A 24933-nucleotide genomic window follows, 5' to 3' on the forward strand; every position below is an offset into this window, starting at 1 on the left:
GCTGTCAATCCGACGAATGACCTGACACCTGCGGGCTGAAAGCTGATCCGCGCAGTTTTGTTCTGCACCGCACAACACTTTCCTGCCCTCGTGTTGGCAGCGCTGTCATCCCTGAAAAACCGCTGCAGATGCCGTCGCACAAGGCGTTGTTTCCGAAGCGACGAGGTTCTGGCAACGATTTCACAGCGCGCCTTGCGACCGCCGACGCGGCGCACTTCATGGCAGTTTGTTGACAACGCTGTCAAGCGTCGCTCCAATCCGGGCCACATGCAGTAGTCCGTGATTGAACGAAGCAGGATCGCCATTACCGAATTCCCTGGGGAGGGAGCTTCCATGAAGACGTACAAGGCAGTACCTCGCAAGACGATGCTCACGTCCGCGCTGCTGGCTGCGCTGGCCGCCCCGGCATGGGCACAGGACGCACCCGCCACCAACGAACCAGTCGATCCGACCACGCTCGATGCGGTGCAGGTCACCGGTATCCGCGGCAGCCTGACCTCATCGATGAACCTCAAGCGCGACAGCCAGGGCGTGGTTGACGGCATCGTCGCCGAGGACATCGGCAAGTTCCCGGACACCAACCTGGCCGAATCATTGCAGCGCATCAGCGGTGTTTCCATCGACCGCACCTCCAGCGGCGAAGGGTCCAAGGTGACCGTGCGCGGCATTGGTCCGGACTACAACCTGGTGCTGCTGAACGGGCGGCAGATGCCGGCGTCGAATCTGGGCAACGGCGGCGGCGGCCTGTCCGGCTCGCGCTCGTTCGACTTCGCCAACCTCGCTTCCGAGTCGATCTCTGCGGTGGAGGTATACAAGACCAGCCGCGCCGACAATCCTGCCGGTGGCATCGGTGCCACCATCAACATCAAGACGCTGCGGCCGCTGGAGTCCGAACCGGTGATCAGCCTTGGTCTGAAGGCGGTCAACGATTCGTCCAACGACAACCTGCCGCGGACCCTGCGCGGCTCCAACGTCACTGGCGAGCTCTCGGGCATCTTCAGCCAGCGCTACGCCGACGATCGCTTCGGCGTGACGTTCAGCGCCAGCCACCAGGAACGTGATTCCGGCTTCAACCAGGCCACCGTGGCCGAGGGCTGGGCCACGTTCAAGGGCAACGAGAGCGCGGACTGGCGGGCACTGCCGCTGCCGGGCCAGGGGTATTCCGACCGCATCACCAACCGCCCCGGCCCCGACGATGTCTACGCACGTCCGCAGAACACCGCCTACAACGTCAATGGCGTGCAGCGGCAGCGCACCAACGCGCAGGCGACGTTCCAGTGGAAGCCGGCCGACAATGTCACCACCACGCTGGACTACACCTATGTCGAGAACAAGGTGCAGCAGCAGCGCAGCGAGCTGTCGGTCTGGTTCAACTATGGTCCGGGCGACAGCATCTGGACCAACGGCCCGGTGTCCGCGCCGATCATCTACAGCGAGGACATGACCAATTCGGACGTGTCGATGGGCGGCGCCAAACTGGCCACCAAGACCGACATGCACTCGCTGGGCTTCAACGTCGACTGGGAAGTGAACGACGCGCTGGACCTGTCCTTCGATGTGCACAACGCCGAGTCGGAATCGCGGCCGGACAGTCCCTATGGCTCGGCGGGCGTGCTCGGCGTGGCCGCCTTCGTGCGTGGCACCACCACCGTCGACTACAGCGGCGACCTGCCGATCATCAACATCGCACTGCCGCCGGGCGGCGTGCAGGCCTCCGACGCACTGGTCACCGGCTCGGTGTTCCAGAACAGCTACAACAAGTCCAAGGTGCAGCAGTACCAGGGCCGCGGCACGTTCCGCTTCGCCGACTATTCGGCGCTGGACTTCGGCGTGGGCCACACCCAGGTGGAGAACCGCTCTGCCTCAGCCATCATGCAGCGCAACAGCTGGGGCGGTCTGGGCTCTCCGGCCGACTACGCCGATGACATCTGGTACGCCGACAACATGGGCAAGTACTTCAAGGCATTCTCCGGCCACAACGATCCGCGCCTGACCGGCCAGTTCCTGGTGTTCGACTTCGACCGCCTGATCGATCGCGCGGCCCAGGTCGGCACCGATTCCGATCCGGCCTGCCCGAGCTGCTACTACGCACCGACGGAGTACTCCGAGGACATCCGCACCACCGAGAAGTCGAAGAGTGCCTACCTGCAGTACCGCACCACGTTGGATTGGTCGATGCCACTGCACGTGGCCGTCGGCGCGCGCTACGAGCAGACCGAGGTGGAGTCGAATGCGCTGGTGCGCGTACCGACCGGCATCAGCTGGAGTTCGGCCAACGAGTTCAACATCGACTACGCCGCCGATCGCGGCTTCGTCGGTGGCAAGGGCAAGTACGACTACGTGCTGCCGAACGTTGATCTGAAACTGGACCTGGCCGAGACGCTGGCGCTGCGCGGCAGCTACAGCCGCACCCTGGGCCGGCCGAGCTGGACGCAGATCCAGAGCGGTCAGTCGCTGGCCGACATCGTGCGCACCCAGGGCGGCACCGGCACCCGCGGCAATCCGGGTCTGGAGCCGCTGATCTCGGACAACTTCGATCTGTCGCTGGAGTGGTACTACGGCGAGGCCAGCTATGCCTCCGTGGGCTTCTTCCGCAAGAACATCAAGAACTTCATCAGCGACACCATCGTGCGCGAGAACGCCGGCACCCTGCATACGCCGGTCGGTGGCGCGTACTGGAACGAGGCACTGGCATCGGGCTGCGGCACCACCGACATGCCCTGCATCCGCGACTACATCTTCACCAACCATGCCGGGGATCCCGGCGTAACCTATACCGGGCGCAATTCGGCCGGGCAGATGACCGGCACCATCGTCGGCCAGCCCAACGACCCGGTGGCCGGTTTCGACATCACGGTACCGGCCAACCAGCACTCGGATCACCTCGACGGCTGGGAAGTGGCGGTGCAGCACCTGTTCGGCCAGTCCGGCTTCGGCGTGGCCGCGAACTACACCAAGGTGAAGTCGGGGCTGACGTTCAACAACCTCAGCCTGGGCGACCAGTACCCGATGATCGGCCTGAGCGATTCGGCCAACGTGGTCGCGTTCTACGACAAGAACGCCTGGCAGATCCGCGCGGCCTACAACTGGCGCGACAAGTTCCTCAACGGCATCGGTGGCCAGGGCCCGAACCCGAACTACACTGCCGCGTACGGTCAGCTCGATCTCAACATCAGCTACGCGGTCAGCGAACAGCTGACGCTGAGCCTGGAAGCAATCAACCTGACCGACGAGACCATGCGCACCTATTCGCGGCACACCAACATGCTGCGTTATGCCACCCAGACCGGTCCGCGCTACATGTTCGGCGTCCGCTACAAGTTCTGACCGGCGGCGGAGGGCTCGTGGAGCCGGGTTCATGCCCGGCCCACGCCGCACGGGTGCATGATGCGCGGACCCAAGGCCGCCGGGCACGGGCCCGGCTCTCCATCACGACCAGGATGTCCACGCATGCTGCCCCACCCCCGACCCATCGATGACGTGCGGGACCTGGACCCGGATGAGCTGCCGGCCCGGCTGCACACCTGGACCACGCCGAAGGTGATCCGCGGGCTGGTCGCGCACTGGCCCCTGGTCGCGGCCGCGCGCCGCTCGCCTGCGGAGGCGGTTGCGCACCTGGCCGCGTTCGACCACGGGCAGATGCCGGTGACCGCGACCACGGCAGCACCCGACGCCGGCGGCCGGCTGTTCTACAACGCGGACATGAGCGGCTTCAACTTCCGCCGCGAGCAGGTACCGTTGAAAGTGGTGCTGGCCACGCTGCTGAAGTACGCCACCGATCCGGCGCCGCCATCGATCTACGTGGCATCGACGACGCTGGACAGCTTTCTGCCCGGCTTCACCCGGGCCAATCCGCTGCAGCTGGGCGTGGACGAACCTCTCAGCAGCATCTGGATCGGCAACCGCTCGCGCATTGCCGCCCATCAGGACGTACCGGACAACCTGGCATGCGTGGCGGCCGGGCGCCGCCGGGTGACGCTGTTCCCACCGGACCAGATCGACAACCTGTACATCGGCCCGCTCGATTTCACTCCCGCAGGGCAGGCGATCAGCCTGGTCGATTTCCACGCACCGGACCTTGATCGCTTTCCGCGCTTCCCGCAGGCGCTGCAGCAGGCGCTGGTGGCCGAACTTGAACCGGGCGATGCGGTCTTCATCCCTTCACTGTGGTGGCACCACATGGAAGGTCTGGAAACATTCAATGTGCTGGTCAACACCTGGTGGCGGCCGGTGCCGGCCTGGATGGACTCGCCGATGAATGCCCTGATGCTGTCGATCCTGGCCCTGCGCGGATTGCCTGCGGCACAGCGCGCGCAGTGGCGCGCGATGTTCGACCACTATGTGTTCGCCGACAGCGAGGCGGCGACCGCACACATCCCGATGCAGGCGCAGGGTGTGCTGGGAACGCTCGACGCAGCGGCGGCCGCGCACGTGCGCCAGACCCTGCTGCGCCGCCTGCAGCGCTGAGGCCGCCGGTCGCGCCGGGCTTCACCCGCGCCGACGCCGTTTCTGGCGATAATGCTGCCTGCATTCCGCCTGCGCCTGCCCGCATTGCGGTCCCCCCCGCCCCATCCTGCTCCGCATGCGCCTGATTTCGCCCCGCCTCAACCTGGGCAAGCTGATCCTGGCCCTCGCCCTGCTCAGCGCCGTCATCGCCCTGGCCAATACACTGCTGGCCAGCTACCGCGTGCAACGCGACCAGCTGGTCGGCAACACGCTGGAGGCCAACCGCGTCTATGCCAGCAAGCTGGCCGAGACGACCCAGAACTTCCTGCTGTCCGCCCAGCAGCAGTTGGCCTACAGCGCGACCCGGCTGGGCGAGGCGGACATGGATCCGCGCCAGGCGCAGGGCGAAGCCAGCCGCCTGCAGCTGCAGTCGAGCAGCTTCAACTCCTCGCTGGTCGTGGATGCCGATGGCCTGGTGATCGCCACCTCGCCCCAGACGCTGCAGCTCCAGGGCGAGATCCTGCACAGCGCGGGCAACAATGCGGCACTGGCCTCCCGTCAGCCGATGATCAGCGATCCCTACCAGTCGGCCACCGGCAAGCTGCTGGTCTCACTGTCGCATCCGATTTTCGACGGCCAGGGCCGGTACCGCGGCTATATCAGCGGCACCCTGTACCTGCGCCAGCGCAGCGCGCTGCATACGCTGCTGGGTACGCATTACTATCGCGACGGCTCGTATCTGTATGTGGTCGACCGCCATGGCCGCCTGCTGTACCACGTCGAAGGCGAGCGGGTGGGCGACTATGTGGTCGGCAATCCGGCGGTGACGGCGGTGATCCACGGTGAGCGGGGAGCGCAGCAGGTACGCAACAACCGCGGTGTATCGATGCTGGCCGGCTATGCCCCGGTCGCTGTCACCGGCTGGGGCATCGTCGCCCAGCGGCCCACCGAAGCCACCCTGCAGCCACTGTCGCGGCTGATGTCGGCGGTGATCTGGAACGCGATCCCGCTGGGTGTGTTGTCACTGGTGATCACCTGGTGGTTCGCCCGGCGCATTTCGCTGCCGCTGTGGCAGCTGGCGCGCAACGTGCAGGCCGGCGAGGACACCGGCAACGCGATCAGCCATGTCAACGGCATCCGCGCTTGGTACTTCGAGGTTGCCCAGCTCAAGCATGCGGTGCTGCACAGTTTCAACGCACTGCAGGACCGGATCGGCACGCTCAACCGCGCCAGCCGCACCGATCCGATGACCGGTCTGTTGAATCGTCGCGGGCTGCAGCATGCGCTGGATGCGCTGCAGGCGCAGGGCATTCCCTTCGCGATCCTGGCGCTGGACATTGATCGCTTCAAATCGATCAACGACGGCCATGGGCATGACGTCGGTGATGCCGTCATCGTCCATATCGCCGAGCAGATGCGCCGCCACTCGCGCGAGAGCGATCTGTTGTGCCGCGCTGGCGGCGAGGAGTTCCTGCTGCTGTTGCCGGGTATCGGTACCGAGCCTGCGCGCCAGGCCGCCGAGCGCCTGCGCCAGCACATCGCCGATCACCCCTTCGCACCGGTCGGCACGATCACGGTGTCGCTGGGCGTGGCCCATTTCCCCAGCTTCCATGCCGATGCCGAGCAGGCCCTGCGCCTGGCCGACAAGGCCCTGTACCTGGCCAAGGAACAGGGGCGCAACCGGGTAATCGTCTACCCCCACGCAGACTGAAGCGCAGGCGCGCGGGGCTACGCCAGCCGGTGGCTGGCGGCATAGGGCGGCGTGTCCGGATAGTCGCCACTGGCGAAGCGGGCCTGCAGGGCCTGCCACCAGCCGGGATCGAACAGGTGCCGATAGTGCTCACGCACGGCCGCCAGTTCGCCGGCCGGCAATCCCATGAAGGGGCCGAAGCGTTCGGGGAACACATCGCGCGGGCCAACGTGGAACCAGGGCTCGTCGGCCATCGCCTCTTCCGGCGAGCTCGGCTGCGGCCAGGCACGGAACACACAGTCGCTGACCAGGCACAGTTCGTCGTAATCGTAGAACACCGCGCGGCCGTGACGTGAAACACCGAAATTCTTCGGCAGCATGTCACCCGGGAAAATGTTGTTGCGTGCCATGTCGGTGATCGCCTGCGCGTAGTCGAGCACCGCAGCGCGCACCGGCTCTGCGCCCTGCTCGCGCAGGTACAGGTTCAACGGGCGGAAACGGCGCTGCACGTAGCACAGCGCCACTTCCACTTCGTCGCCATCGACGCGGATGCTCTGCGCGCACTGGCCCAGCAGTTCGTCAAGCAGCGCCGGCGCAAAGCGGTCGCGCGGGAAGCGCAGGTGCCGATAGGGTTGCGCGTCCAGCAGGCGGCCGACACGGTCCAGGTTGAACACCAGCGCGTACTTCTCTTCCACCTGCTGCCGTGACATCGCCTTCGGCCAGGCGAAACGATCGCGGATGAGTTTGAACACCAGCGGATAGCTGGGCAGGGTGAACACGGCCATGACCATGCCGGGGGTGCCTTCGGCGTGGACCAGGCGCTCGTGTGGATGTTCATTGAAATGGCGGAAGAAGGTGCGGTAGCGCTCGGTCTTGCCCTGCTTGGCACGGCCCAGCACGGTGTAGATTTCGTCGATCGGCTTGCCCGGCAGCAGGCTGCGCAGGAACACCACGGCGTCGCCGACGGTGGCCAGGTCGGCCTGGAAATAGCTACGCGACACACCGAACAGGTGGGCGACATCGCGGCGACGGGTCAGCACTGCATCGGCACGCAGGCCCTGTTCGTCGTTGACCAGCGCGATCACGCAGGGCGAGAAGCGATGCTCGCCGAAGACGCGCCCTACCAGATAGGCGCGACGCTCGCGGTAGAACACGGTATCCAGCAGTTCGATGCTGCGTACCGGCGTATCGCCCCAGTGCGCAAGATCATCCTGCAGGCGCACGGCGATGGCGGCGGCACAGCGCAGCTGGTGCGCATAGGGAACATCGAAGCGATAGTCAGCCAACACCCGCTGCAGCGCCTCCACCGGGCGCGTCGGTGAGACCGCATAGGTGTGGCGGGCGACCGGATGGGTGATCGCATCGGACGGCTCGACATCGAAGGCGATGAACTCCACCGCCGGGTCCACGCCGCGAGTGGCGAACAACCGCCGCGACAGCGTGTTGTAGAACGTCTTGTACAGCTCGGCGTCGATCAGCCCCTGCAGCAGGGCGCTGTAGGCGCCGTGCACCTGCAGCCACAGCGAGCGCTCGCCGATCGCCTCACCGGCAAGCCGGCGCAGTGCGTCCATCTGCTCGGCGATGCACAGGTCGTACAGGGCGATGCGCTCGACGGCGTCCTGGCGGGCACCGTTCCAGTCGCGCTGCTCGAAGCGCTGCCGCGCGCGGGCGGTGATCGCCGCGAAGCGGGCATGGTACTGCTCGAATCCATCGCGGATGGCGCCTGCGATGCGCGGCGCCAGCTCGGTAGCGATGTCAGGCGTGGACATGCAGGGCTCACCGGGGAAGATGGCTCAACCATACGCCGGCGTGGGGTGGAATGGGTAGAGCCGGGTCCTGCCCGGCTCCAACAGGCATCGGCTCAGATGGCCAGCTCGGCCTCCACTTCCTGCACCTTGCGCCGGGCCAATGCCAGATTGGATTTGCTACGGTCCAGCACGATGTAGAAGAACAGGCCCTTCTTCCTGGCCACCGGGCGCATGATGTGGTACGCCCTGCCCAGCGAGATCAGGATGTCCTCGATGCTGTCGTTGAGGTTGAGCGACGCTGCGGTTTTCATCTTCGCGCGGATCACTTCAGTGTTGCCGGCTGCCGCCACTTCCATGTCCATCCCCGCACCGGCTTCGCCCAACAGCATGCCGCTTTCATAGTCGACCAGCGCCACGGCCTGCGCGCCATCGATACCCATCAGTGCATTCAACGATTCATTCAATCCAGACACGTTGCACCCCTTGTCGGTGTAGGTTCGAGCCCCTCGTTCCCCTGCGGCCGGGCTCACGGTCCGCCGAGTTCGGCCAGGATCGCCTGGCCACATTCCCTGCTCTGCCACAGCACCTGGCCGATCACGCTGCGCTGGTCGCAGGCTGCCATCAGCAGCAGCGGCACACGCCCTTCACCGTGAATGGCCAGCATCAGCACCTTGCCGCCCGCGGCTTCCAGCATCAGCGTCTGCAGGTCTCCCAGGACCAGCTCGCGCCCTACTGCTGCCGCCAACCCCAGCATTGCGCTGGTCATCGCGGCCAGGCGTTCACCACGCCCTTCGGCGCCGGCGCTGACCAGCGCGAAGCCATCGACACTGGCCAGCACCACGGTGCGCACCCCTTCCACCCGTTGCTGCAGGTCCTGCAGCAACGGCTGCAGGCGTTCGCGCTGGCGCGCATCGGGCAGCAGTGCGGCCTGTCCGTCAGCCATGCGCGGTCACCAGCGCGTACGCTTCGATCTCGCTCATCAGCACATCCATCAGCAACAGCCCCTGTTCGCGGTCGCGCGCATCCAGCGGCAGCAGCGGCAGCGGTTGGCCGTCGATCTGCGCATGTGCTGCCCAGTGTTCCATCGCGGCCGCCGGTGCCTGGTCCAGATGGGTCACCGCCACCACCAGTGCCAGCGCCGGTCCGAACGGCCGCAGCACCTGCAGGTAGCCGTCCAGTTCGGCAGCCACGCCGGCACGTCGGCCATCCAGCAGCAGCACCGCGCCGCGCGCGCCCTGCAGCAGGATCGGCCACAGGAAATCAAAACGTTGCTGACCCGGCGTACCGTACAGGCGGAGACGCTCGCCATTGGGCAGATCGATGTCGGCGTAGTCGAGCGCCACCGTGGTCGATGCCTTGTCGGCGCCAAGCCGATCGCTGTTGGCGACGTCGGTGTCCACCACCGTGCCGGCGGCGATGCTGCGCACCAGCGTCGACTTGCCGCTGCCCATGCCACCCAGCACGACCACCTTGTGCTCACGCATTGCGTTCGCTCCCGCGCAGGTGGCGCCACAGCCGGGCCAATAGCCCGCTGTCGTTGCCCGTGCCGCGCATGACCGTCACCGTCGCCGCAGGCGCCGGTTGCAGCTGCGCATAGCCACACAGATAAGCGGCGTGCACGAAATCGCGTACTGCAGCCTGCGGAAGGTCGAGCAGCACGGCACACTCGTCCACCGTACAGGCGCGCTTGAGCAGCAGCGAGCACAGGCGGAAGCCATCGTGATCGTGGCCCAGTACGCGGAAGTCAGGCCAGCGCAGCAGTTTCACCGAGGCGACGCGCAGGCGCTCGTCCAGGGCCTGCCAATGCGGGCTGCGCTGCGCCCACTGCCACAGCAACGGGCGCAATGGCTGCCGGGTGCGATCTGCCGCCTGGGCCTGCAGCTGCGCTGCTGTCAGCGCATCGAGCCAGAGCTGTTCGAACCCCCGCGCAAGGCGTTCGACCAATGCCACGACGGGCTCGTGCAGTGCGATGGCCTGGTCCTGCTCCAGGTCCAGCAGCAGCAGGGGCGCAGCGGCATCCCCCAGCAGCGCGTATCCCTGCCGCAGTGGCAAGCGCTCGCGCAGCAGGCGGGTGATCGCGTGTGCACCATCGGCCAGGCGGATCGGCGCGGGCACGTGTGGAATTACGGGTTCCGGTGGGCGCTGCATGCCACGCAGTGCGCGGCCGATGGCGCCGTCATCGAGCACACGCTGCTGGCCATCGCCGTCGCGCAGCTGGCCACCGGGATCTTCGATCCAGCACTGCAGGCGGGGCCGCTGCTGGCGCATGCGCAGGGCCGCGTTGCGCAATGCGGGCGTATCGCGGATGACCAGCAGATCACAGTCGTCCAGATCCTGGCTGCGGCGGATCTGGCCGTCAGGCAGGGCCGAAGCGATGCGCAGGCGCCTGAGCAGGGCCTGCTCTCCCTGGATATCGGTTCCCACTACCAGCACGCGTGCCATCCGTGTTCCCCGTGCGACCGCCTCCCCGGCGATCTCGCGTCGCCAAGGCTAGGTCATCGCCCGCGGCATCCGTCGTGATCGACCGCTCAGATTGACAGTGCCCGCGCCTACGCACGCATCGGTTCTGCGACGGCCATCGCGGGCAAGTTTCATGCCGTGTTGACGACATTCCGACAGCTGACGGAAGTCACGTTTTCATCGCTTGGGGTCAGATCCCTTTTGCATGGCAAAAGGGGATCTGACCCCGGAGCCAAAAAGAAACCCGCGCCGAAGCGCGGGTTCCGGGGTCACGACCGAACGGCGATGGATCAACCGCGCAGCCGCTCCAGCGCGGCGTTGAAGGTCGCGCTCGGGCGCATCGCCTTGCTGGCCTTTTCCACGTCCGGACGGTAGTAGCCGCCGATGTCCACGGCCTTGCCCTGCACTGCGATCAGCTCTTCGACGATCTTCTGCTCGTTGTCGGTCAGGGCCTTGGCCAGCGGGGCGAAGCGTGCCTTCAGTGTGGCATCCTCGTCCTGCGCGGCCAGGGCCTGCGCCCAGTACAGCGCGATGTAGAAGTGGCTGCCACGGTTGTCGATGCCACCGAGCTTGCGCGAAGGCGACTTGTCGTTGTCCAGGAACTGGCCGTTGGCTTCGTCCAGCGCCTTGGCCAGCACACGGGCTGCTGCATTGTCGTAGCGGTTGCCCAGATGCTCCAGCGACGCTGCCAGCGCCAGGAACTCACCGAGCGAATCCCAACGCAGGTAATCCTCTTCGACGAACTGCTGTACATGCTTGGGAGCCGAGCCGCCGGCACCGGTTTCGAACAGGCCACCACCGGCCATCAACGGCACGATCGACAGCATCTTGGCGCTGGTGCCCAGCTCCATGATCGGGAACAGGTCGGTCAGGTAGTCACGCAGCACGTTGCCGGTCACCGAGATGGTGTCTTCGCCCTTGCGGATGCGGGCCAGCGAGAACGCGGTGGCTTCCACCGGCGGCAGGATGCGGATGTCCAGGCCGGCGGTGTCGTGGTTCTTCAGGTACTGCTCGACCTTGGCAATGACCTGCGCGTCATGGGCGCGGGCAGCGTCCAGCCAGAACACGGCGGGGGTGCTGCTGAGGCGCGCGCGCTCGACCGCCAGCTTGACCCAGTCCTGGATCGGGGCGTCCTTGGTCTGGCACATGCGCCAGATGTCACCGGCCTCCACCGCGTGCTCGAACACCACGCTGCCCGCGTCATCGGTGACCTTGACCACGCCGTCGGCGGCGATCTGGAAGGTCTTGTCGTGCGAGCCGTACTCTTCGGCCTTCTGCGCCATCAGGCCGACGTTCGGCACCGAGCCCATGGTGGCCGGGTCGAAGGCGCCGTGCGCCTTGCAGTCGTCGATGACGGCCTGGTAGACGCCGGCATAGCAGCGGTCCGGGATGACCGCCTTGGTGTCCTGCAGCTTGCCTTCGGCATTCCACATCTTGCCGGAGTCGCGGATCATCGCCGGCATCGAGGCGTCGACGATCACGTCGCTCGGCACGTGCAGGTTGGTGATGCCCTTGTCCGAGTTGACCATCGCCAGGCCCGGGCGCTGCGCGTACTCGGCCTTCAGGTCGGCTTCGATGGCGGCGCGGGTGGCCTCCGGCAGCGACGGCAGGCGCGCGACCAGGTCTCCGATGCCGTTGTTGGCATCGAAACCGGCCTGCCGGATGGCGTCGGCGTGCTTGGCCAGCACGTCCTTGTAGAACTCTTCCACGACCACGCCGAACATGATCGGGTCGGAGACCTTCATCATGGTCGCCTTCAGGTGCAGCGAGAACAGCACGCCCTGGCTCTTGGCATCGGCGATCTGCGCGTCGATGAAGGCAGCCAGCGCCTTGCGGCTCATCACGGCGGCATCAACGATCTCACCGGCCTTGACCGCGGTCTTTTCCTTCAGCACGACGGTGCTGCCGTCATTGCCATGGAAGGTGATCTTCAGGGTGCCGGCGTTGGCGAGGGTTGCCGACTTTTCGCTGCCATAGAAGTCGCCCGCGTCCATGTGCGAGACGTGCGACTTCGAATCGGCGGACCAGGCGCCCATGCGATGCGGATGCTTGCGGGCATAGTTCTTCACCGACAGCGGCGCGCGACGGTCGGAGTTGCCTTCGCGCAGCACCGGATTCACCGCGCTGCCCTTGACCTTGTCGTAGCGCGCCTTGTAGTCGCGCTGCTGGTCGTCGGCCGGCGTTTCCGGGTAATCCGGCAACGGATAGCCCTGGTCCTGCAGCTCCTTGATGGCCGCCTTCAGCTGCGGCACCGAGGCGGAGATGTTGGGCAGCTTGATGATGTTGGCGTCCGGCGTGGTCGCCAGCTGGCCCAGCTCGGCCAGGTCGTCACTGACCTTCTGCTCCTCACCCAGCAGTTCCGGGAACTGCGAAAGAATGCGCCCGGACAGCGAGATGTCGCGGGTTTCCACCACGATGCCAGCGGTGGCGGTGTAGGCATCGACGATCGGCAGCAGCGACTGGGTGGCCAGGAACGGGGCTTCGTCGGTCAGCGTGTAGAGAATCTTGGACATGGGGGACTTGGACTCTGTAGCAGTGCTCAGGGAAAGCCCGGCGGCAGCGCCGGACCACGTGCAACCGTGTCTCGCGCGGGGCCTGGCCCCACGCTTTCCCCCGTCGCCGTCAGGGTGGGCGCGCGGCGGGGAAACCCCTGCATTGTCGCGTTTTCAGCCGCGCGGGGCAAAGCCGCGCCATACGCGCCGGTACTGCAACGCAGTGATTCACCCGGCTGGGGGTGTCACGCAAAAAAAAGACGCAGCCTCGCGGCTGCGTCCATCGTGAGCCCTGCCGGGAGAGAGTCGGCAGGACTTACTTGACCTCGAACTCCTGCGGCGTTCCGGCCGCCTTACCATCAACCATGACTTCGGCGCGGTACTTGCCGGCCGGCCAGCCATTGGCATTCTTGAAGGTGATGTTGGTGGTCTCGGCACCGCTGGTGTTCAGCGTGGCATTCTGCTCGCCGGCGACCTGACCGTCCTGGAAGGTCAGCTTGGCGCCGACGTTGACGTTGTTGGCAGCACCGTCTGTGCGGACCGACACGATCACATCGTCCTTCGGCGCGAACAGTGCTGCCGGAGCGACGGACTTGTCCGCTGCCGCCGTCTTGCCGACGGAGACGGAGGAGACGGCTACTGCCGCCTCAGACATCGGCGGCGGCGCGCCGGTCATCGGTGCCGGGGCCGTTTCGGCCGGGGCGGTGGCAGCGGGCGCTGCATTGCTGTCGGTCGACTCTTCCTTCTTCTTGCAACCCACCAGGGCGACGCTGCCCAACAGGGCGGTCAGCAGGGCGGTCTGGAGCGGCGTGGTCTTGATCATTCGGTGTTCCTCCCAGGATTGTCGGATGGCGTGCGGGCGCGGCCGGCTTACTTCGGTGGCAGTTTCAGGGTCTGGCCAGGGAAAATCTTGTCCGGGTCATCGAGCACGTCCCGGTTGGCTTCGAAGATCTTCTTCCAGGCATTGGCGTCGCCAAGATGCGCCTTGGCGATCTTCGACAGCGAGTCCCCCTTCTGCACGGTATAGGTGCCGCCGCTGACCACCTCGGCGGTACTGTCCACCGAGCCGCTGACGCCGGAGAAGTCCGCCTTCGGTGCCTGCTGGGCGGTACTGTCGACGCTGGCGCTGACGCCGGAGAAATCAGCTTTCTTCTCGGTACTCATCCACAACTCCCGTCTGCATGACTACGTGGTTCGCACGGTGCCATGGCGGTTGTTAAATGGGGATGGTGCAGATGTGAAGCCGCCCCCCGGGGTGGCTGAACAATCGGGAGATGGACACCCCCTGCCCGCTGCTCCACCGGTAGCGCCGGGCCATGCCCGGCGCTACCGTAACCGCCTGCGGCGGTTACTGGCGCAGCTCGCGGTAGGTCGCGGCCGGGGCCGCGATGCCGGGGCTGGCGCGCCATGGATTGATGTCGAGGCCGCCGCGACGCGTGTAGCGCGCTTCCACTTCCAGCCACTGCGGCCGGCAGCGCGCGGAGACCTCGCTGAAGATCCGCTCCACGCACTGCTCGTGGAATTCCGCGTGCTCGCGGTAGCTCACCAGATAGCGCAGCAGGCCGGCCCGGTCGATCTTCGGCCCCCGATAGCGCAGGCTGACCGTGGCCCAGTCCGGCTGGCCGGTAACCGGGCAGTTGGATTTCAGCAGCGCGGAGACCAACGTCTCCTCCACGGGCTGCGCAGCGTCGGCCGAGAGGAAGTCCGCCTGCGGGGGGCCGTAGCAGTCGATCTCCAGGTCCAGGCCGTCGATGGATTCGCCCAGCGGTACCGGGCGCAGTTCGGGCAGGCCGAACGCCACCTGCACGGGTGCGCCGGCACAGGCTGACAGATCGTCGACAAGACGCGCATGCAGTGCCTCGGCACTGTCGATGCGGGTGCTGTTGAGGGAATTCAGGTACAGCTTGAACGACTTCGATTCGATCAGGCACGGCGAGGTGCAGGGCACCTGCACGGTGGCAACGGCCACCTGCGGCTTGCCACGCGGGTCGAGCCAGCTCAGCTCGAACGCATGCCAGCGATCATGGCCGACGAACGGCAGCGCGGTGTCATCGAGGCCGATCTCGGCGCGGGCGGCGCGGCGGGGGATGGGAAACAGCAGGCCGGGATCGTACTGCGACGGGTAACTGACCTCGCGACCGAGGCTGGAATCCTGGGGGGTGTTCATGGTGCGCATTGTATCGCGACGGGGCCGGGCCTCCGGCCGGGCCGGCCAACGGCGGAGCCCCTCCGTGGTGGTTTTGTCGGTTGGTCGTGGAAGGCGGTCTATCGGCTTGGCCGGGTGGGTAGGCGGGTCGGGGGACGCCGTAAACCCGTCCTTGGGGGCTTGGCCGCGGCATCCATGCCGCGGACACCCCCGCCCCGCCTACCCACCCGGCCCCTGACAGTTCCCTGCACGCAGCCACCACCACGGGAAAGATCAGAAAAATCAAAATCAAAAGCCAATCCTTCAGACATTCCCGATGTCTGCCTGTGTCGACCAAGGTCGACACCTACCAACAGCCGCGTGAACCTGTCGGGGCCGGGGCGGTGTGGGCCTGCAGGACCGTTGGCGCCATGGATGGCGCCATCGAGCCCCCATGGACGGGTTTACGGCGTGTCCTGCAGGCCCACACCGCCCCGCCCAACCAACAGAAATCCAGCACCGCTTTTGCCGTTGACGTTGCCGTTGACGTTGCCGTTGACGTTGCCGTTGCTTCAGGGGTGCAGGGCTGCAAGCCCTGCCGGAAACCCTCACCCTGCCGGAGTGCCGGCACCGTGCAGGTAATCCAGGCTCACCTGCAGCAACGCACGCAGTCCCACGTCCAGCGCCTTCTCATCCAGCAGGAACTTCGGCGAATGATTGGCCGGTGCCGTCGCCGGATCGATGCCCACGCTGGTGGAGCCGACGAAGAAGAACATGCCCGGCACCTCCTTGGCATACAGCGAGAAGTCCTCCGCGCCCATCTGCAGGGGCGGTTCGTACACGTTGTCCTTGCCCACCACCGCCTGCAGGCTCGGCAGCATGCGCGCCGTCAGCGCCGGATCGTTGACCGTGGCCGGGTTGCCTTCTGATTCGTAGATGTCGGTGACCGCCTTTGCCCCGTGCGCGGCCGCAGTGTGCTCTGCGACGTTGCGCAGGTCGGCGAAGATCTGCTGGCGCATGCCCTCGTCGAACGTGCGGATGGTGCCGACCATCTCCACCTCGTCCGGAATGATGTTGTAGCGGATGCCGCCGTTGATCGCACCGAAGGTGAGCACCGCCGGCTGCTTGGACAGATTCACGCGACGGCTGACGATGGTCTGCGCGGTACCGACCAGATCGGCCGTGGCAACGATCGGGTCGACACCGTTCCACGGCGCGGAGCCATGCGTCTGGCGACCGATCACCTTGATGCCGAAGCGGTCCGAGGCGGCCATCAGCGGACCGCCACGCACGGCGATCTGACCGGCCTGCACGCTGGAGAACACATGCAGGCCGAACACGGCTTCCGGCTTAAAGTCGGCGAACAGGCCCTCCTTCAGCATCAGCGCGGCACCGCCTTCTTCCGGCGGCGGCGCGCCCTCCTCTGCCGGCTGGAAGATCAGCATGACCTGGCCCGGCAGGTCCTTCTTCATTGCCACCAGCGCCTCGGCCACACCCAGCAGGGTGGCGGTATGGGCATCATGGCCGCAGGCATGCATCACGCCCACCGTCTGCCCGCGGTACTGATCGGTCGCCTTCGAGGCGAACGGCAGGCCGGTCTGTTCGGTCACCGGCAGCGCGTCCATGTCGGCGCGCAGGGCGATCTTCGGACCCGGCCTGCCGCCTTCGATGATCGCCACCACGCCATGATGGGCAATGCCGGTCTTCGGCTTCAGGCCCATTGCGCGCAGGTGCTTGGCGACCTCGGCCGAGGTCCGTACTTCGCGGTTGGACAGCTCCGGATGCTGGTGGAAATCACGGCGCCACTCCACCACTTTGGCCTGCAGCCGCTGTGCGGCCGCGGTCACCTCGGGACGCTGCCCGTCCTGGGCATGGGCAAGGGCCGGCAGGGCCAGGATCAGGGCGGACAGCAGCAACGAACGGCGCATCTCGGTACTCCACGGCAGGGTTCTGCACCTGAATGTAGGGCAACGCTGCCTTTACGGGAACCTCCGCGGCCGGTCCCGGTCCTAGCGCCCGTCCCATCCGTCATGCAGGAAACGTGATGTGGCACAGGTATGCTTTGCGCATTGCCCACCGGGCCCCGCCCGTCCAGCCCTCTTGGAGTCCTTGAATGTCACGTGTTTGGAAGATCGTGCTGCTGGTCGTGGCGGTACTGGTGCTGGCCGTGGTGGGCCTGCGCGTGCTGGGCGGTGGCAAGGACAAGGCCGGCAGGCCCGGCGTCGCCGCCGGCCAAGGTGGCGATGACGCCGATGCCGCACCGGTACCGGTGACCGTGGTCGACGCCGTGCGCCAGGACGTGCCCGTCTACGCCAGTGCGCTCGGTACGGTCACCGCGATGAATACCGTCACGGTCAGCCCTCAGGTCGGCGGCCAGCTGATGAGCCTGAACTTCCGCGAAGGCCAGGAAGTGAAGCAGGGCGACGTGCTGGCGGTGATCGACCCACGTACCGCCCAGGCCAGCTATGACCAGGCCGCTGCCGCCAAGCGCCAGAACGAGGCGCTGCTGGCGACCGCGCGCTCCAACTACCAGCGCTCCAATGCCCCCGAGTACCGCCAGTACGTCGCCAAGACCGATCTGGATACACAACGCAACCAAGTGGCACAGTACGAAAGCGCAGTGGCCGCCAACGAGGCGAGCATGCGCTCGGCGCAGGTGCAGCTGCAGTACACCAAGGTCACTGCGCCGATCTCCGGCATCGCCGGCATCCGTGCAGTCGATGCCGGCAACGTGGTCAACGCGGGCACCGCCCTGGTCACCCTGACCCAGATCCACCCGATCCACGTGCTGTTCAACCTGCCCGAACGCCAGCTCGGCGATGTGCGCCAGGCACAGGCGGCCGGCAGCGTTCCGGTGGCTGCGCTGGACCGTGCCGATTCGCACGTGCTGTCCGGCGACGGCAAGCTCGATGTGGTCGACAACCTGATCAGCGCCGACAGCGGCACCTTCAAGGCACGCGCGGTGTTCGACAATGCGGACAACGGCCTGTGGCCGGGCCAGTTCGTCAATGTGCGCATGCAGCTGCGCACCATCGGCGGCGGCGTGGTGATTCCGACCCAGGCCGTGCTGCGTGGCCCGGACGGCGAGTATGTCTACGTCGTGCAGGGCGACAACACGGTGAAGATGCAGACCGTGCGCAGCGGCGTGGAAGTGGGCGACAGCCACGTGCAGATCGCCGAGGGCCTGAAGGGCGGCGAGCGGGTGGTCAGTGAAGGCCAGTTCCGCCTGAAGCCCGGCAGCAAGGTCACGGCCCTGAAGCCCGGTGAGACCCCGGCTGCACCCACCGAGGCCGAATTGAAGGCCGCCGAACAGAAGAGTGGCGGCGCAGGCCGCCGCGGTGGTGGCCCGCGCTGAGCGCAGGCCACCGATTCCTTTCGCGCCGGCATCGACGCCGGCGCTGCCATTGAAGCGCCAGCAAGGATCAGTCCGTGGGTTTTTCGACGATCTTCATCCGCCGCCCGATCGCCACCTCGCTGCTGATGGCGGGCCTGTTGCTGCTGGGCATTCTCGGTTATCGCAAGCTGCCGGTGTCGGCACTGCCGGAAATCGATGCGCCCAGCCTGGTGGTCACCACCCAGTACCCGGGTGCCAATGCCACCACGATGGCCTCGCTGGTCACCACCCCGCTGGAGCGGCAGTTCGGCCAGATCTCCGGCCTGGACCTGATGACGTCCGATTCGTCGGCCGGGCTGTCGACGATCATCCTGCAGTTCTCGATGGACCGCGACATCGATATCGCCGCGCAGGACGTGCAGGCGGCGATCCGCCAGGCCACCCTGCCCTCGTCGCTGCCCTACCAGCCGGTCTACAACCGGGTGAACCCCGCCGATGCGGCCATCGTCACCCTGAAGCTCACCTCGGACACGCGCCCGCTGCGGGAGGTCAACAACTACGCCGATTCGATCCTGGCCCAGCGCCTGTCGCAGGTGCAGGGCGTGGGCCTGGTGTCGATCGCCGGCAATGTCCGCCCGGCGGTGCGCATCCAGGTCAATCCGGCGCAGCTGTCGAACATGGGCCTGACCCTGGAAGAACTGCGCAGCGCGCTCACCCAGGCCAACGTCAATGCGCCGAAGGGCTCGCTGAACGGCAAGACGCAGTCCTACAGCATCGGCACCAATGACCAGCTGTCCAGTGCCGCCGAATACCGCGACACCATCATCAGCTACAAGAACGGCCGCCCGGTGCGGCTGTCGGACGTGGCCGCGGTGGTGGACGGCGTGGAGAACGACCAGCTGGCCGCATGGGCCGACGGCAAGCCGGCTGTCCTTCTCGAAGTGCGCCGCCAGCCGGGCGCCAACATCGTGCAGACCGTCGAGCGCATCCGCGCGATCCTGCCGCAGTTGCAGGGCGTGCTGCCGGCCGACGTGCATCTGGAGATCTTCAACGACCGTACCGAGACCATCCGCGCCTCCGTGCACGAAGTGCAGTTCACCCTGGTACTGACCATCGGCCTGGTCGTGGCGGTGATCTTCGTGTTCCTGCGCCGCCTGTGGGCCACGATCATTCCTTCGGTGGCGGTACCGTTGTCGCTGGCCGGCACGTTCGCGGTGATGGCGTTCACCGGCATGTCGCTGGACAACCTTTCGCTGATGGCACTGGTGGTCGCCACCGGCTTCGTTGTCGACGATGCCATCGTCATGATCGAGAACATCGTCCGTTACATCGAGCAGGGCAAGAGCGGCAAGGAAGCGGCCGAGATCGGTGCGCGCCAGATCGGCTTCACCGTGCTGTCGCTGACGGTATCGCTGGTGGCAGTGTTCCTGCCGCTGCTGCTGATGCCCGGCGTCACCGGCCGCCTGTTCCATGAGTTCGCCTGGGTGCTGAGCATCGCGGTCGTGCTGTCGATGCTGATCTCGCTGACGCTCACCCCGATGATGTGCGCCTACCTGCTCAAGCCCGACGCGCTGCCGGAAGGCGAGGACGCGCATGAACGGGCGCACGCGGCCGGCAAGCAGACCGTGTGGAGCCGCACCGTCGGCCTGTATGAGCGCAGCCTGGACTGGGTGCTGGACCACCAGCGCCTGACCCTGGCCGTGGCCGGCGGCGCCCTTGTGCTGACCGTTCTGCTGTACGTGCTGATTCCCAAGGGCCTGCTGCCCGAGCAGGACACCGGCCTGATCACCGGCGTGGTGCAGGCCGACCAGAACATCGCGTTCCCGCAGATGGAGCAGCGCACCAGGCAGGTGGCCGAAGCGCTGCGCAAGGATCCGGATGTGACTGGCGTGTCGGCTTTCATCGGCGCTGGCAGCATGAACCCCACGCTCAACCAGGGCCAGTTGTCGATCGTGCTGAAGGAGCGCAGCCAGCGTGATGGGCTGGACCGGATCCTGCCGCGCCTGCAGGAGGCCGTCGCCGGGATTCCCGGCGTAGCGTTGTATCTGAAGCCGGTGCAGGACGTCACCCTCGACACCCGCGTGGCCGCGACCGAGTACCAGTACTCCCTGTCGGACGTGGACGCGACCACCGTCGCCACCCAGGCCACACGCCTGACCGAGGCCCTGCGCCAGCGGCCGGAGCTGGCCGACGTGGACAACAACCTGTCCAACCAGGGCCGTGCCCTGCAGCTGACCATCGATCGTGACAAGGCCAGCGTGCTGGGCGTGCCGATGCAGACCATCGACGACACGCTCTACGATGCGTTCGGCCAGCGCCAGATCTCGACCATCTTCACCGAGCTCAACCAGTACCGCGTGGTGCTGGAAGTGGCACCGGAGTTCCGCACCAGCACCGCGCTGATGGAGCAGCTGGCGGTGGCCTCCAACGGCGCTGGCGCGCTGACCGGCACCAACGCCACCAGCTTCGGCCAGGTCACCTCCTCCAACTCCTCCACGGCCACCGGCATCGGCGCGCAGAACACCGGCATCACGGTCGGTGCCGGCAACATCATTCCGTTGTCGGCGCTGGCCGAAGGCCAGGTGACCAGCGCGCCGCTGGTGGTCAGCCACCAGCAGCAGCTGCCGGCCGTGACCGTCTCGTTCAACGTCGCGCCGGGCTATTCGCTGTCCGAAGCGGTACGCGCGATCCAGGAGACCAAGGACAGTCTGGACATGCCGGCGCACCTGCATGCCGAGTTCATCGGCAAGGCCGCCGAGTTCACCGGCAGCCAGACCGATGTGGTGTGGCTGCTGCTGGCCTCGCTGGTGGTCATCTACATCGTGCTGGGCGTGCTGTACGAGAGCTACATCCATCCGATCACGATCATCTCGACCCTGCCGCCGGCAGGCGTCGGCGCGCTGCTGGCGCTGATGCTGTGTGGCCTGAGCCTGTCGGTGGACGGCATTGTCGGCATCGTGCTGCTGATCGGCATCGTCAAGAAGAACGGCATCATGATGGTGGACTTCGCGATCGAAGCACGCCGCGCCGGTGCCAACGCGCATGAAGCGATCCGCCGCGCCTGCCTGCTGCGCTTCCGCCCGATCATGATGACCACGGCTGCGGCCATGCTCGGCGCGCTGCCACTCGCGCTGGGTACCGGCATCGGCTCGGAACTGCGCCGTCCGCTGGGCATCGCCATCGTCGGCGGCCTGCTGCTCTCGCAGCTGGTGACGCTGTACACCACGCCGGTGATCTACCTGTACATGGAGCGCTTCTCCGAGTGGCTGGCGCGCCGCCGCGAGCAACGCGCACTGCGCGAGGGCACGCTGCAGGAGCCGCAGGCATGACCCCTGCCCCGCTGCTGCGGGGGGCCGCGCGATGAACCTGTCCGGCCCCTTCATCCGCCGCCCGATCGGTACCGCCCTGCTGGCCATCGGCCTGTTCATGGTGGGCCTGATCTGCTACCTGAGGCTGGGTGTATCGGCACTGCCGAACATCCAGATTCCGGTGATCTTCGTGCACGCCAGCCAGGCCGGTGCCGACGCGGCGACGATGGCCTCCACGGTCACCGCACCACTGGAGCGTCATCTGGGCCAGCTGCCGGGCATCGACCGCATGCGCTCGTCGAGCTCGGAAGGCAGCTCGCTGGTGTTCATGATCTTCCAGAGCGACCGTGACATCGATTCGGCGGCGCTGGACGTGCAGACCGCGATCAATTCCGCGCAGGCCGATCTGCCCTCGGGCATGGGCTCGCCGATGTACCAGAAGGCGAATCCGAACGACGACCCGGTGATCGCCATCGCACTGACCTCGCAGACGCAGTCGGCCGATGAGCTGTACAACGTGGCCGACTCGCTGCTGGCCCAGCGCATCCGCCAGATCAGCGGCGTGGCCTCGGTGGACATCGCCGGCGCGTCGACGCCGGCAGTGCGCGTGGACGTCAACCTGCGGCTGATGAACGCGCTGGGCCTGACCGCCGACGACCTGCGCAACGCGGTGCGCGCGGCCAATGTGACCTCGCCGACCGGCTTCCTCAGCGATGGCAACTCCACCACCGCGATCATCACCAATGATTCGGTGGCCCGCGCTGCGGACTTCGCCAACCTGGTGGTGAAGACCGAAGGCGACGGCCGGGTGATCCGCCTGAAGGACGTCGCCAACGTCTACGACGGCCAGCAGGACGCCTACCAGGCGGCATGGTTCGACCACAAGCCCGCGGTGGTCATGTATGTGTTCACCCGCGCCGGCGCCAACATCGTGGAGACCGTCGACCGGGTGAAGGCGCAGATCCCGACGCTGCGTGACTACCTGCAGCCGGGAACCACGATGACGCCATACTTCGACCGCACGCCGACGATCCGCTCGTCGCTGCACGAAGTGCAGATCACCTTGCTGATCAGCCTGGCGATGGTGGTGCTGACCATGGCGCTGTTCCTGCGCCGGCTCGCCCCGACCCTGATCGCGGCCGTGACGGTGCCGCTGTCGCTGGCCGGCGCCGCACTGGTGATGTATGCGCTGGGCTTCACCCTGAACAACCTGAGCCTGCTGGCGCTGGTGATCGCGATCGGCTTCGTGGTGGACGATGCGATCGTGGTGATCGAGAACATCATGCGCCACCTCGACGAAGGCATGCCGCGCCTGCAGGCAGCGTTCACCGGCGCACGCGAGATCGGCTTCACCATCGTCTCGATCACCGCCTCGCTGGTTGCGGTGTTCATCCCGCTGCTGTTCGCCAGCGGCATGATGGGCGCGTTCTTCCGTGAGTTCACCGTCACCCTGGTGGCGGCGATCGTGGTCTCGATGATCGTCTCGCTGACGCTGACGCCGGCGCTGTGCAGCCGGTTCCTCAGTGCGCACGACCATCGCGCGGCACCCTCGCGCCTGGGCCGCTGGCTGGACGCCGGCCACGAACGCATGCTGCGCATCTACACGGTGTTCCTCGATTTCTCCCTGCGCCACGCGTTGCTGCTCTCGCTCACGCCGCTGATCCTGATCGGCGTGACCGTCTTCCTGTTCGGCGCGGTGAAGAAGGGCGCCTTCCCGCCACAGGACACCGGGCTCATCTGGGGCCGTGCCAACTCCAGCGCGACCGTGTCCTTCGAGGACATGGTCAACCGCCAACGCCGCATCACCGACATGCTGATGGCCGACCCGGCGGTGAAGACCGTCGGCGTACGCCTGGGCAGTGGCCGCCAGGGTTCCAGCGCGCAGTTCAATGTCGAACTGAAGTCACGCAAGGAAGGCCGCCGCGAGACCACCGCGCATGCACTGGCGCGACTGAGCGCCAAGGCCGACCGCTATCCCGACCTGCAGCTGCGGCTGCGCGCCATCCAGGATCTGCCCAGCAACGACGGCGGCGGCTCCAGCCAGGGCGCGCAGTACCGCATCTCGCTGCAGGGCAACGATCTGGCGGCGCTGCAGGAGTGGTTGCCGAAGCTGCAGGCGGAACTGAAGAAGAATCCCAAGCTGCGCGATGTCGGCACCGACGTGGACAACGCCGGCCTGCGCCAGAACATCGTGATCGACCGCGCCAAGGCCGCGCGACTGGGCGTCTCGGTCGGTGCCATCGACGGTGCGCTGTACGGTGCATTCGGCCAGCGCCAGATCTCGACGATCTACTCGGACATCAACCAGTACAGCGTCGTGGTCAATGCCCTGCCTTCGCAGACGGCGACCCCCACCGCACTGGACGAGGTCCATGTGCGCGCAGGCAATGGCGAGATGGTGCCGATCACTGCGGTGGCCACCCAGGTACCGGGGCTGGCGCCTTCGCAGATCACGCATGAGAACCAGTACACGACGATGGACCTGAGCTACAACCTCGCCCCCGGCGTCAGCATGGGCGAGGCAAAGGCGATCATCGATGCGACCGTGGCCGGCATGCGCATGCCGGGCGACATCCGCCTGGCCGACGATGCGGGCTTTGGCTTCAATTCCGATCCCAGCGACATGCTGATCCTGGTATTGGCGGCGATCCTGACCGTGTACCTGGTGCTGGGCATGCTGTACGAAAGCCTGATCCATCCGGTGACGATCCTGTCCACGCTGCCGGCGGCAGGCGTAGGCGCGCTGCTGGCCCTGTTCGGTACCAACACCGAGCTGTCGGTCATCTCGATGATCGCGCTGGTGCTGCTGATCGGCATCGTCAAGAAGAACGCGATCATGATGATCGACTTCGCGCTGGTGGCGCAGCGCGAGCACGGACTGACCCCGCGCGAGGCCGCACGCGAGGCCAGCATCGTCCGCTTCCGGCCGATCATGATGACCACGATGGTGGCCATCCTGGCTGCGGTTCCGCTGGCAATCGGCCTGGGCGAAGGGTCGGAGCTGCGCCGGCCGCTGGGCATCGCGATGATCGGGGGCCTGCTGTTCTCGCAGAGTCTGACCCTGCTCAGCACGCCGGCCCTTTACGTGATCTTCTCCTGCCTGGCCGAGCGTTGGCGGGCGCGGCGCGCGCGCAGGCGCGAGGCGAAACTGCTCAAGCGCGCGCAGCGCGCCTAGCCTCGGTAGCGCCGGGCCACGCCCGGCGCGCCGCTACCACCCGGGCGACGCTCACGGTTTGACGCGCTGTAACGAAAAGAGAAGAATTCGCAACCAGCCATGGTCCTGCGCCCCTGCGGCGCCCCGCTCCCAGTTCACGGACAGCCTGCGTGATC

General features: G+C 66.6%; 16 protein-coding genes. 6 read left to right on the top strand and 10 right to left on the bottom strand.

The window, feature by feature from the left end; all coding sequences use genetic code 11:
* Positions 1 to 333 precede the first annotated feature (333 nt).
* From AC5P5M_RS06100 to AC5P5M_RS06110, 3 genes are all read left to right on the top strand, one after another.
* Positions 334 to 3327 carry a TonB-dependent receptor gene (locus tag AC5P5M_RS06100; RefSeq protein WP_053515639.1) on the top strand — a complete coding sequence of 998 codons (2994 nt, stop codon included), beginning with the start codon at positions 334 to 336 and terminating at the stop codon, positions 3325 to 3327.
* Positions 3328 to 3450: 123 nt separating this feature from the next.
* On the top strand, positions 3451 to 4467 hold the full coding sequence (locus tag AC5P5M_RS06105; RefSeq protein WP_065174396.1) for a cupin-like domain-containing protein: 1017 nt from the start codon (positions 3451 to 3453) through the stop codon (positions 4465 to 4467).
* Positions 4468 to 4582: 115 nt separating this feature from the next.
* Complete coding sequence (locus AC5P5M_RS06110) at positions 4583 to 6157, top strand: sensor domain-containing diguanylate cyclase (RefSeq protein WP_065174395.1); 1575 nt, start codon at positions 4583 to 4585, stop codon at positions 6155 to 6157.
* A gap of 17 nt (positions 6158 to 6174) precedes the next feature.
* On the opposite strand, the gene aceK is transcribed toward AC5P5M_RS06110, so the two are convergent.
* The 10 genes from aceK to AC5P5M_RS06160 form a co-directional block, all read right to left on the bottom strand.
* A complete protein-coding gene (gene aceK, locus AC5P5M_RS06115; RefSeq protein WP_164151408.1) occupies positions 6175 to 7905 on the bottom strand; it encodes a bifunctional isocitrate dehydrogenase kinase/phosphatase in 1731 nt (576 codons plus the stop codon).
* Between the two features lie 92 nt (positions 7906 to 7997).
* A complete protein-coding gene (locus tag AC5P5M_RS06120; RefSeq protein WP_074900004.1) occupies positions 7998 to 8357 on the bottom strand; it encodes a hypothetical protein in 360 nt (119 codons plus the stop codon).
* Positions 8358 to 8410: 53 nt separating this feature from the next.
* Positions 8411 to 8827 carry a roadblock/LC7 domain-containing protein gene (locus AC5P5M_RS06125; protein ID WP_164151410.1) on the bottom strand — a complete coding sequence of 139 codons (417 nt, stop codon included), beginning with the start codon at positions 8825 to 8827 and terminating at the stop codon, positions 8411 to 8413.
* Positions 8820 to 9368, bottom strand: a complete 549-nt coding sequence (locus AC5P5M_RS06130; RefSeq protein WP_065174394.1) for a GTP-binding protein — start codon at positions 9366 to 9368, stop codon at positions 8820 to 8822. The genes AC5P5M_RS06125 and AC5P5M_RS06130 overlap by 8 nt, the downstream gene beginning before the upstream one ends.
* A complete protein-coding gene (locus AC5P5M_RS06135) occupies positions 9361 to 10326 on the bottom strand; it encodes a hypothetical protein (RefSeq protein ID WP_053515628.1) in 966 nt (321 codons plus the stop codon). The genes AC5P5M_RS06130 and AC5P5M_RS06135 overlap by 8 nt, the downstream gene beginning before the upstream one ends.
* A 308-nt stretch (positions 10327 to 10634) precedes the next feature.
* The gene (locus AC5P5M_RS06140; RefSeq protein WP_495205663.1) at positions 10635 to 12857 is read right to left on the bottom strand and encodes an NADP-dependent isocitrate dehydrogenase; all 2223 of its coding nucleotides are present in this window, start codon (positions 12855 to 12857) and stop codon (positions 10635 to 10637) included.
* A 295-nt stretch (positions 12858 to 13152) separates the two neighbouring features.
* Positions 13153 to 13659: a hypothetical protein gene (locus tag AC5P5M_RS06145; protein WP_053515624.1), complete on the bottom strand. Its 507-nt coding sequence runs from the start codon at positions 13657 to 13659 to the stop codon at positions 13153 to 13155.
* A 47-nt stretch (positions 13660 to 13706) separates the two neighbouring features.
* Complete coding sequence (locus AC5P5M_RS06150) at positions 13707 to 14000, bottom strand: LysM peptidoglycan-binding domain-containing protein (protein ID WP_053515622.1); 294 nt, start codon at positions 13998 to 14000, stop codon at positions 13707 to 13709.
* 184 nt (positions 14001 to 14184) lie between these two features.
* Entirely contained in the window at positions 14185 to 15003 is an 819-nt protein-coding gene (gene queF, locus AC5P5M_RS06155) for an NADPH-dependent 7-cyano-7-deazaguanine reductase QueF (protein ID WP_065181541.1), read from the bottom strand.
* A 566-nt stretch (positions 15004 to 15569) separates the two neighbouring features.
* Positions 15570 to 16889, bottom strand: coding sequence for a M20 family metallopeptidase (locus tag AC5P5M_RS06160; RefSeq protein WP_128988411.1), 1320 nt, complete (start codon positions 16887 to 16889; stop codon positions 15570 to 15572).
* 185 nt (positions 16890 to 17074) lie between these two features.
* Here AC5P5M_RS06160 and AC5P5M_RS06165 point away from each other — a divergent pair, with 185 nt between their 5' ends.
* The 3 genes from AC5P5M_RS06165 (at position 17075) to AC5P5M_RS06175 (ending at position 24778) form a co-directional block, all read left to right on the top strand.
* Positions 17075 to 18316, top strand: coding sequence for an efflux RND transporter periplasmic adaptor subunit (locus tag AC5P5M_RS06165; protein ID WP_053515617.1), 1242 nt, complete (start codon positions 17075 to 17077; stop codon positions 18314 to 18316).
* Positions 18317 to 18390: 74 nt separating this feature from the next.
* The gene (locus AC5P5M_RS06170) at positions 18391 to 21624 is read left to right on the top strand and encodes an efflux RND transporter permease subunit (protein ID WP_277381142.1); all 3234 of its coding nucleotides are present in this window, start codon (positions 18391 to 18393) and stop codon (positions 21622 to 21624) included.
* A 31-nt stretch (positions 21625 to 21655) separates the two neighbouring features.
* Entirely contained in the window at positions 21656 to 24778 is a 3123-nt protein-coding gene (locus AC5P5M_RS06175) for an efflux RND transporter permease subunit (protein WP_065174390.1), read from the top strand.
* The last annotated feature ends 155 nt before the right edge of the window (positions 24779 to 24933 follow it).

Source organism: Stenotrophomonas sp. YJH_SMC_106-19, assembly GCF_059368375.1.

Excerpts from the sequence above, each read along its gene's own strand:
- AC5P5M_RS06100 (WP_053515639.1), top strand. The coding sequence starts at position 334 with ATGAAGACGTACAAGGCAGTACCTCGCAAGACGATGCTCACGTCCGCG.
- AC5P5M_RS06105 (WP_065174396.1), top strand. The coding sequence starts at position 3,451 with ATGCTGCCCCACCCCCGACCCATCGATGACGTGCGGGACCTGGACCCG.
- AC5P5M_RS06110 (WP_065174395.1), top strand. The coding sequence starts at position 4,583 with ATGCGCCTGATTTCGCCCCGCCTCAACCTGGGCAAGCTGATCCTGGCC.
- aceK (WP_164151408.1), bottom strand. The coding sequence starts at position 7,905 with ATGTCCACGCCTGACATCGCTACCGAGCTGGCGCCGCGCATCGCAGGC.
- AC5P5M_RS06125 (WP_164151410.1), bottom strand. The coding sequence starts at position 8,827 with ATGGCTGACGGACAGGCCGCACTGCTGCCCGATGCGCGCCAGCGCGAA.
- AC5P5M_RS06130 (WP_065174394.1), bottom strand. The coding sequence starts at position 9,368 with ATGCGTGAGCACAAGGTGGTCGTGCTGGGTGGCATGGGCAGCGGCAAG.
- AC5P5M_RS06135 (WP_053515628.1), bottom strand. The coding sequence starts at position 10,326 with ATGGCACGCGTGCTGGTAGTGGGAACCGATATCCAGGGAGAGCAGGCC.
- AC5P5M_RS06140 (WP_495205663.1), bottom strand. The coding sequence starts at position 12,857 with ATGTCCAAGATTCTCTACACGCTGACCGACGAAGCCCCGTTCCTGGCC.
- AC5P5M_RS06145 (WP_053515624.1), bottom strand. The coding sequence starts at position 13,659 with ATGATCAAGACCACGCCGCTCCAGACCGCCCTGCTGACCGCCCTGTTG.
- AC5P5M_RS06150 (WP_053515622.1), bottom strand. The coding sequence starts at position 14,000 with ATGAGTACCGAGAAGAAAGCTGATTTCTCCGGCGTCAGCGCCAGCGTC.
- queF (WP_065181541.1), bottom strand. The coding sequence starts at position 15,003 with ATGAACACCCCCCAGGATTCCAGCCTCGGTCGCGAGGTCAGTTACCCG.
- AC5P5M_RS06160 (WP_128988411.1), bottom strand. The coding sequence starts at position 16,889 with ATGCGCCGTTCGTTGCTGCTGTCCGCCCTGATCCTGGCCCTGCCGGCC.
- AC5P5M_RS06165 (WP_053515617.1), top strand. The coding sequence starts at position 17,075 with ATGTCACGTGTTTGGAAGATCGTGCTGCTGGTCGTGGCGGTACTGGTG.
- AC5P5M_RS06175 (WP_065174390.1), top strand. The coding sequence starts at position 21,656 with ATGAACCTGTCCGGCCCCTTCATCCGCCGCCCGATCGGTACCGCCCTG.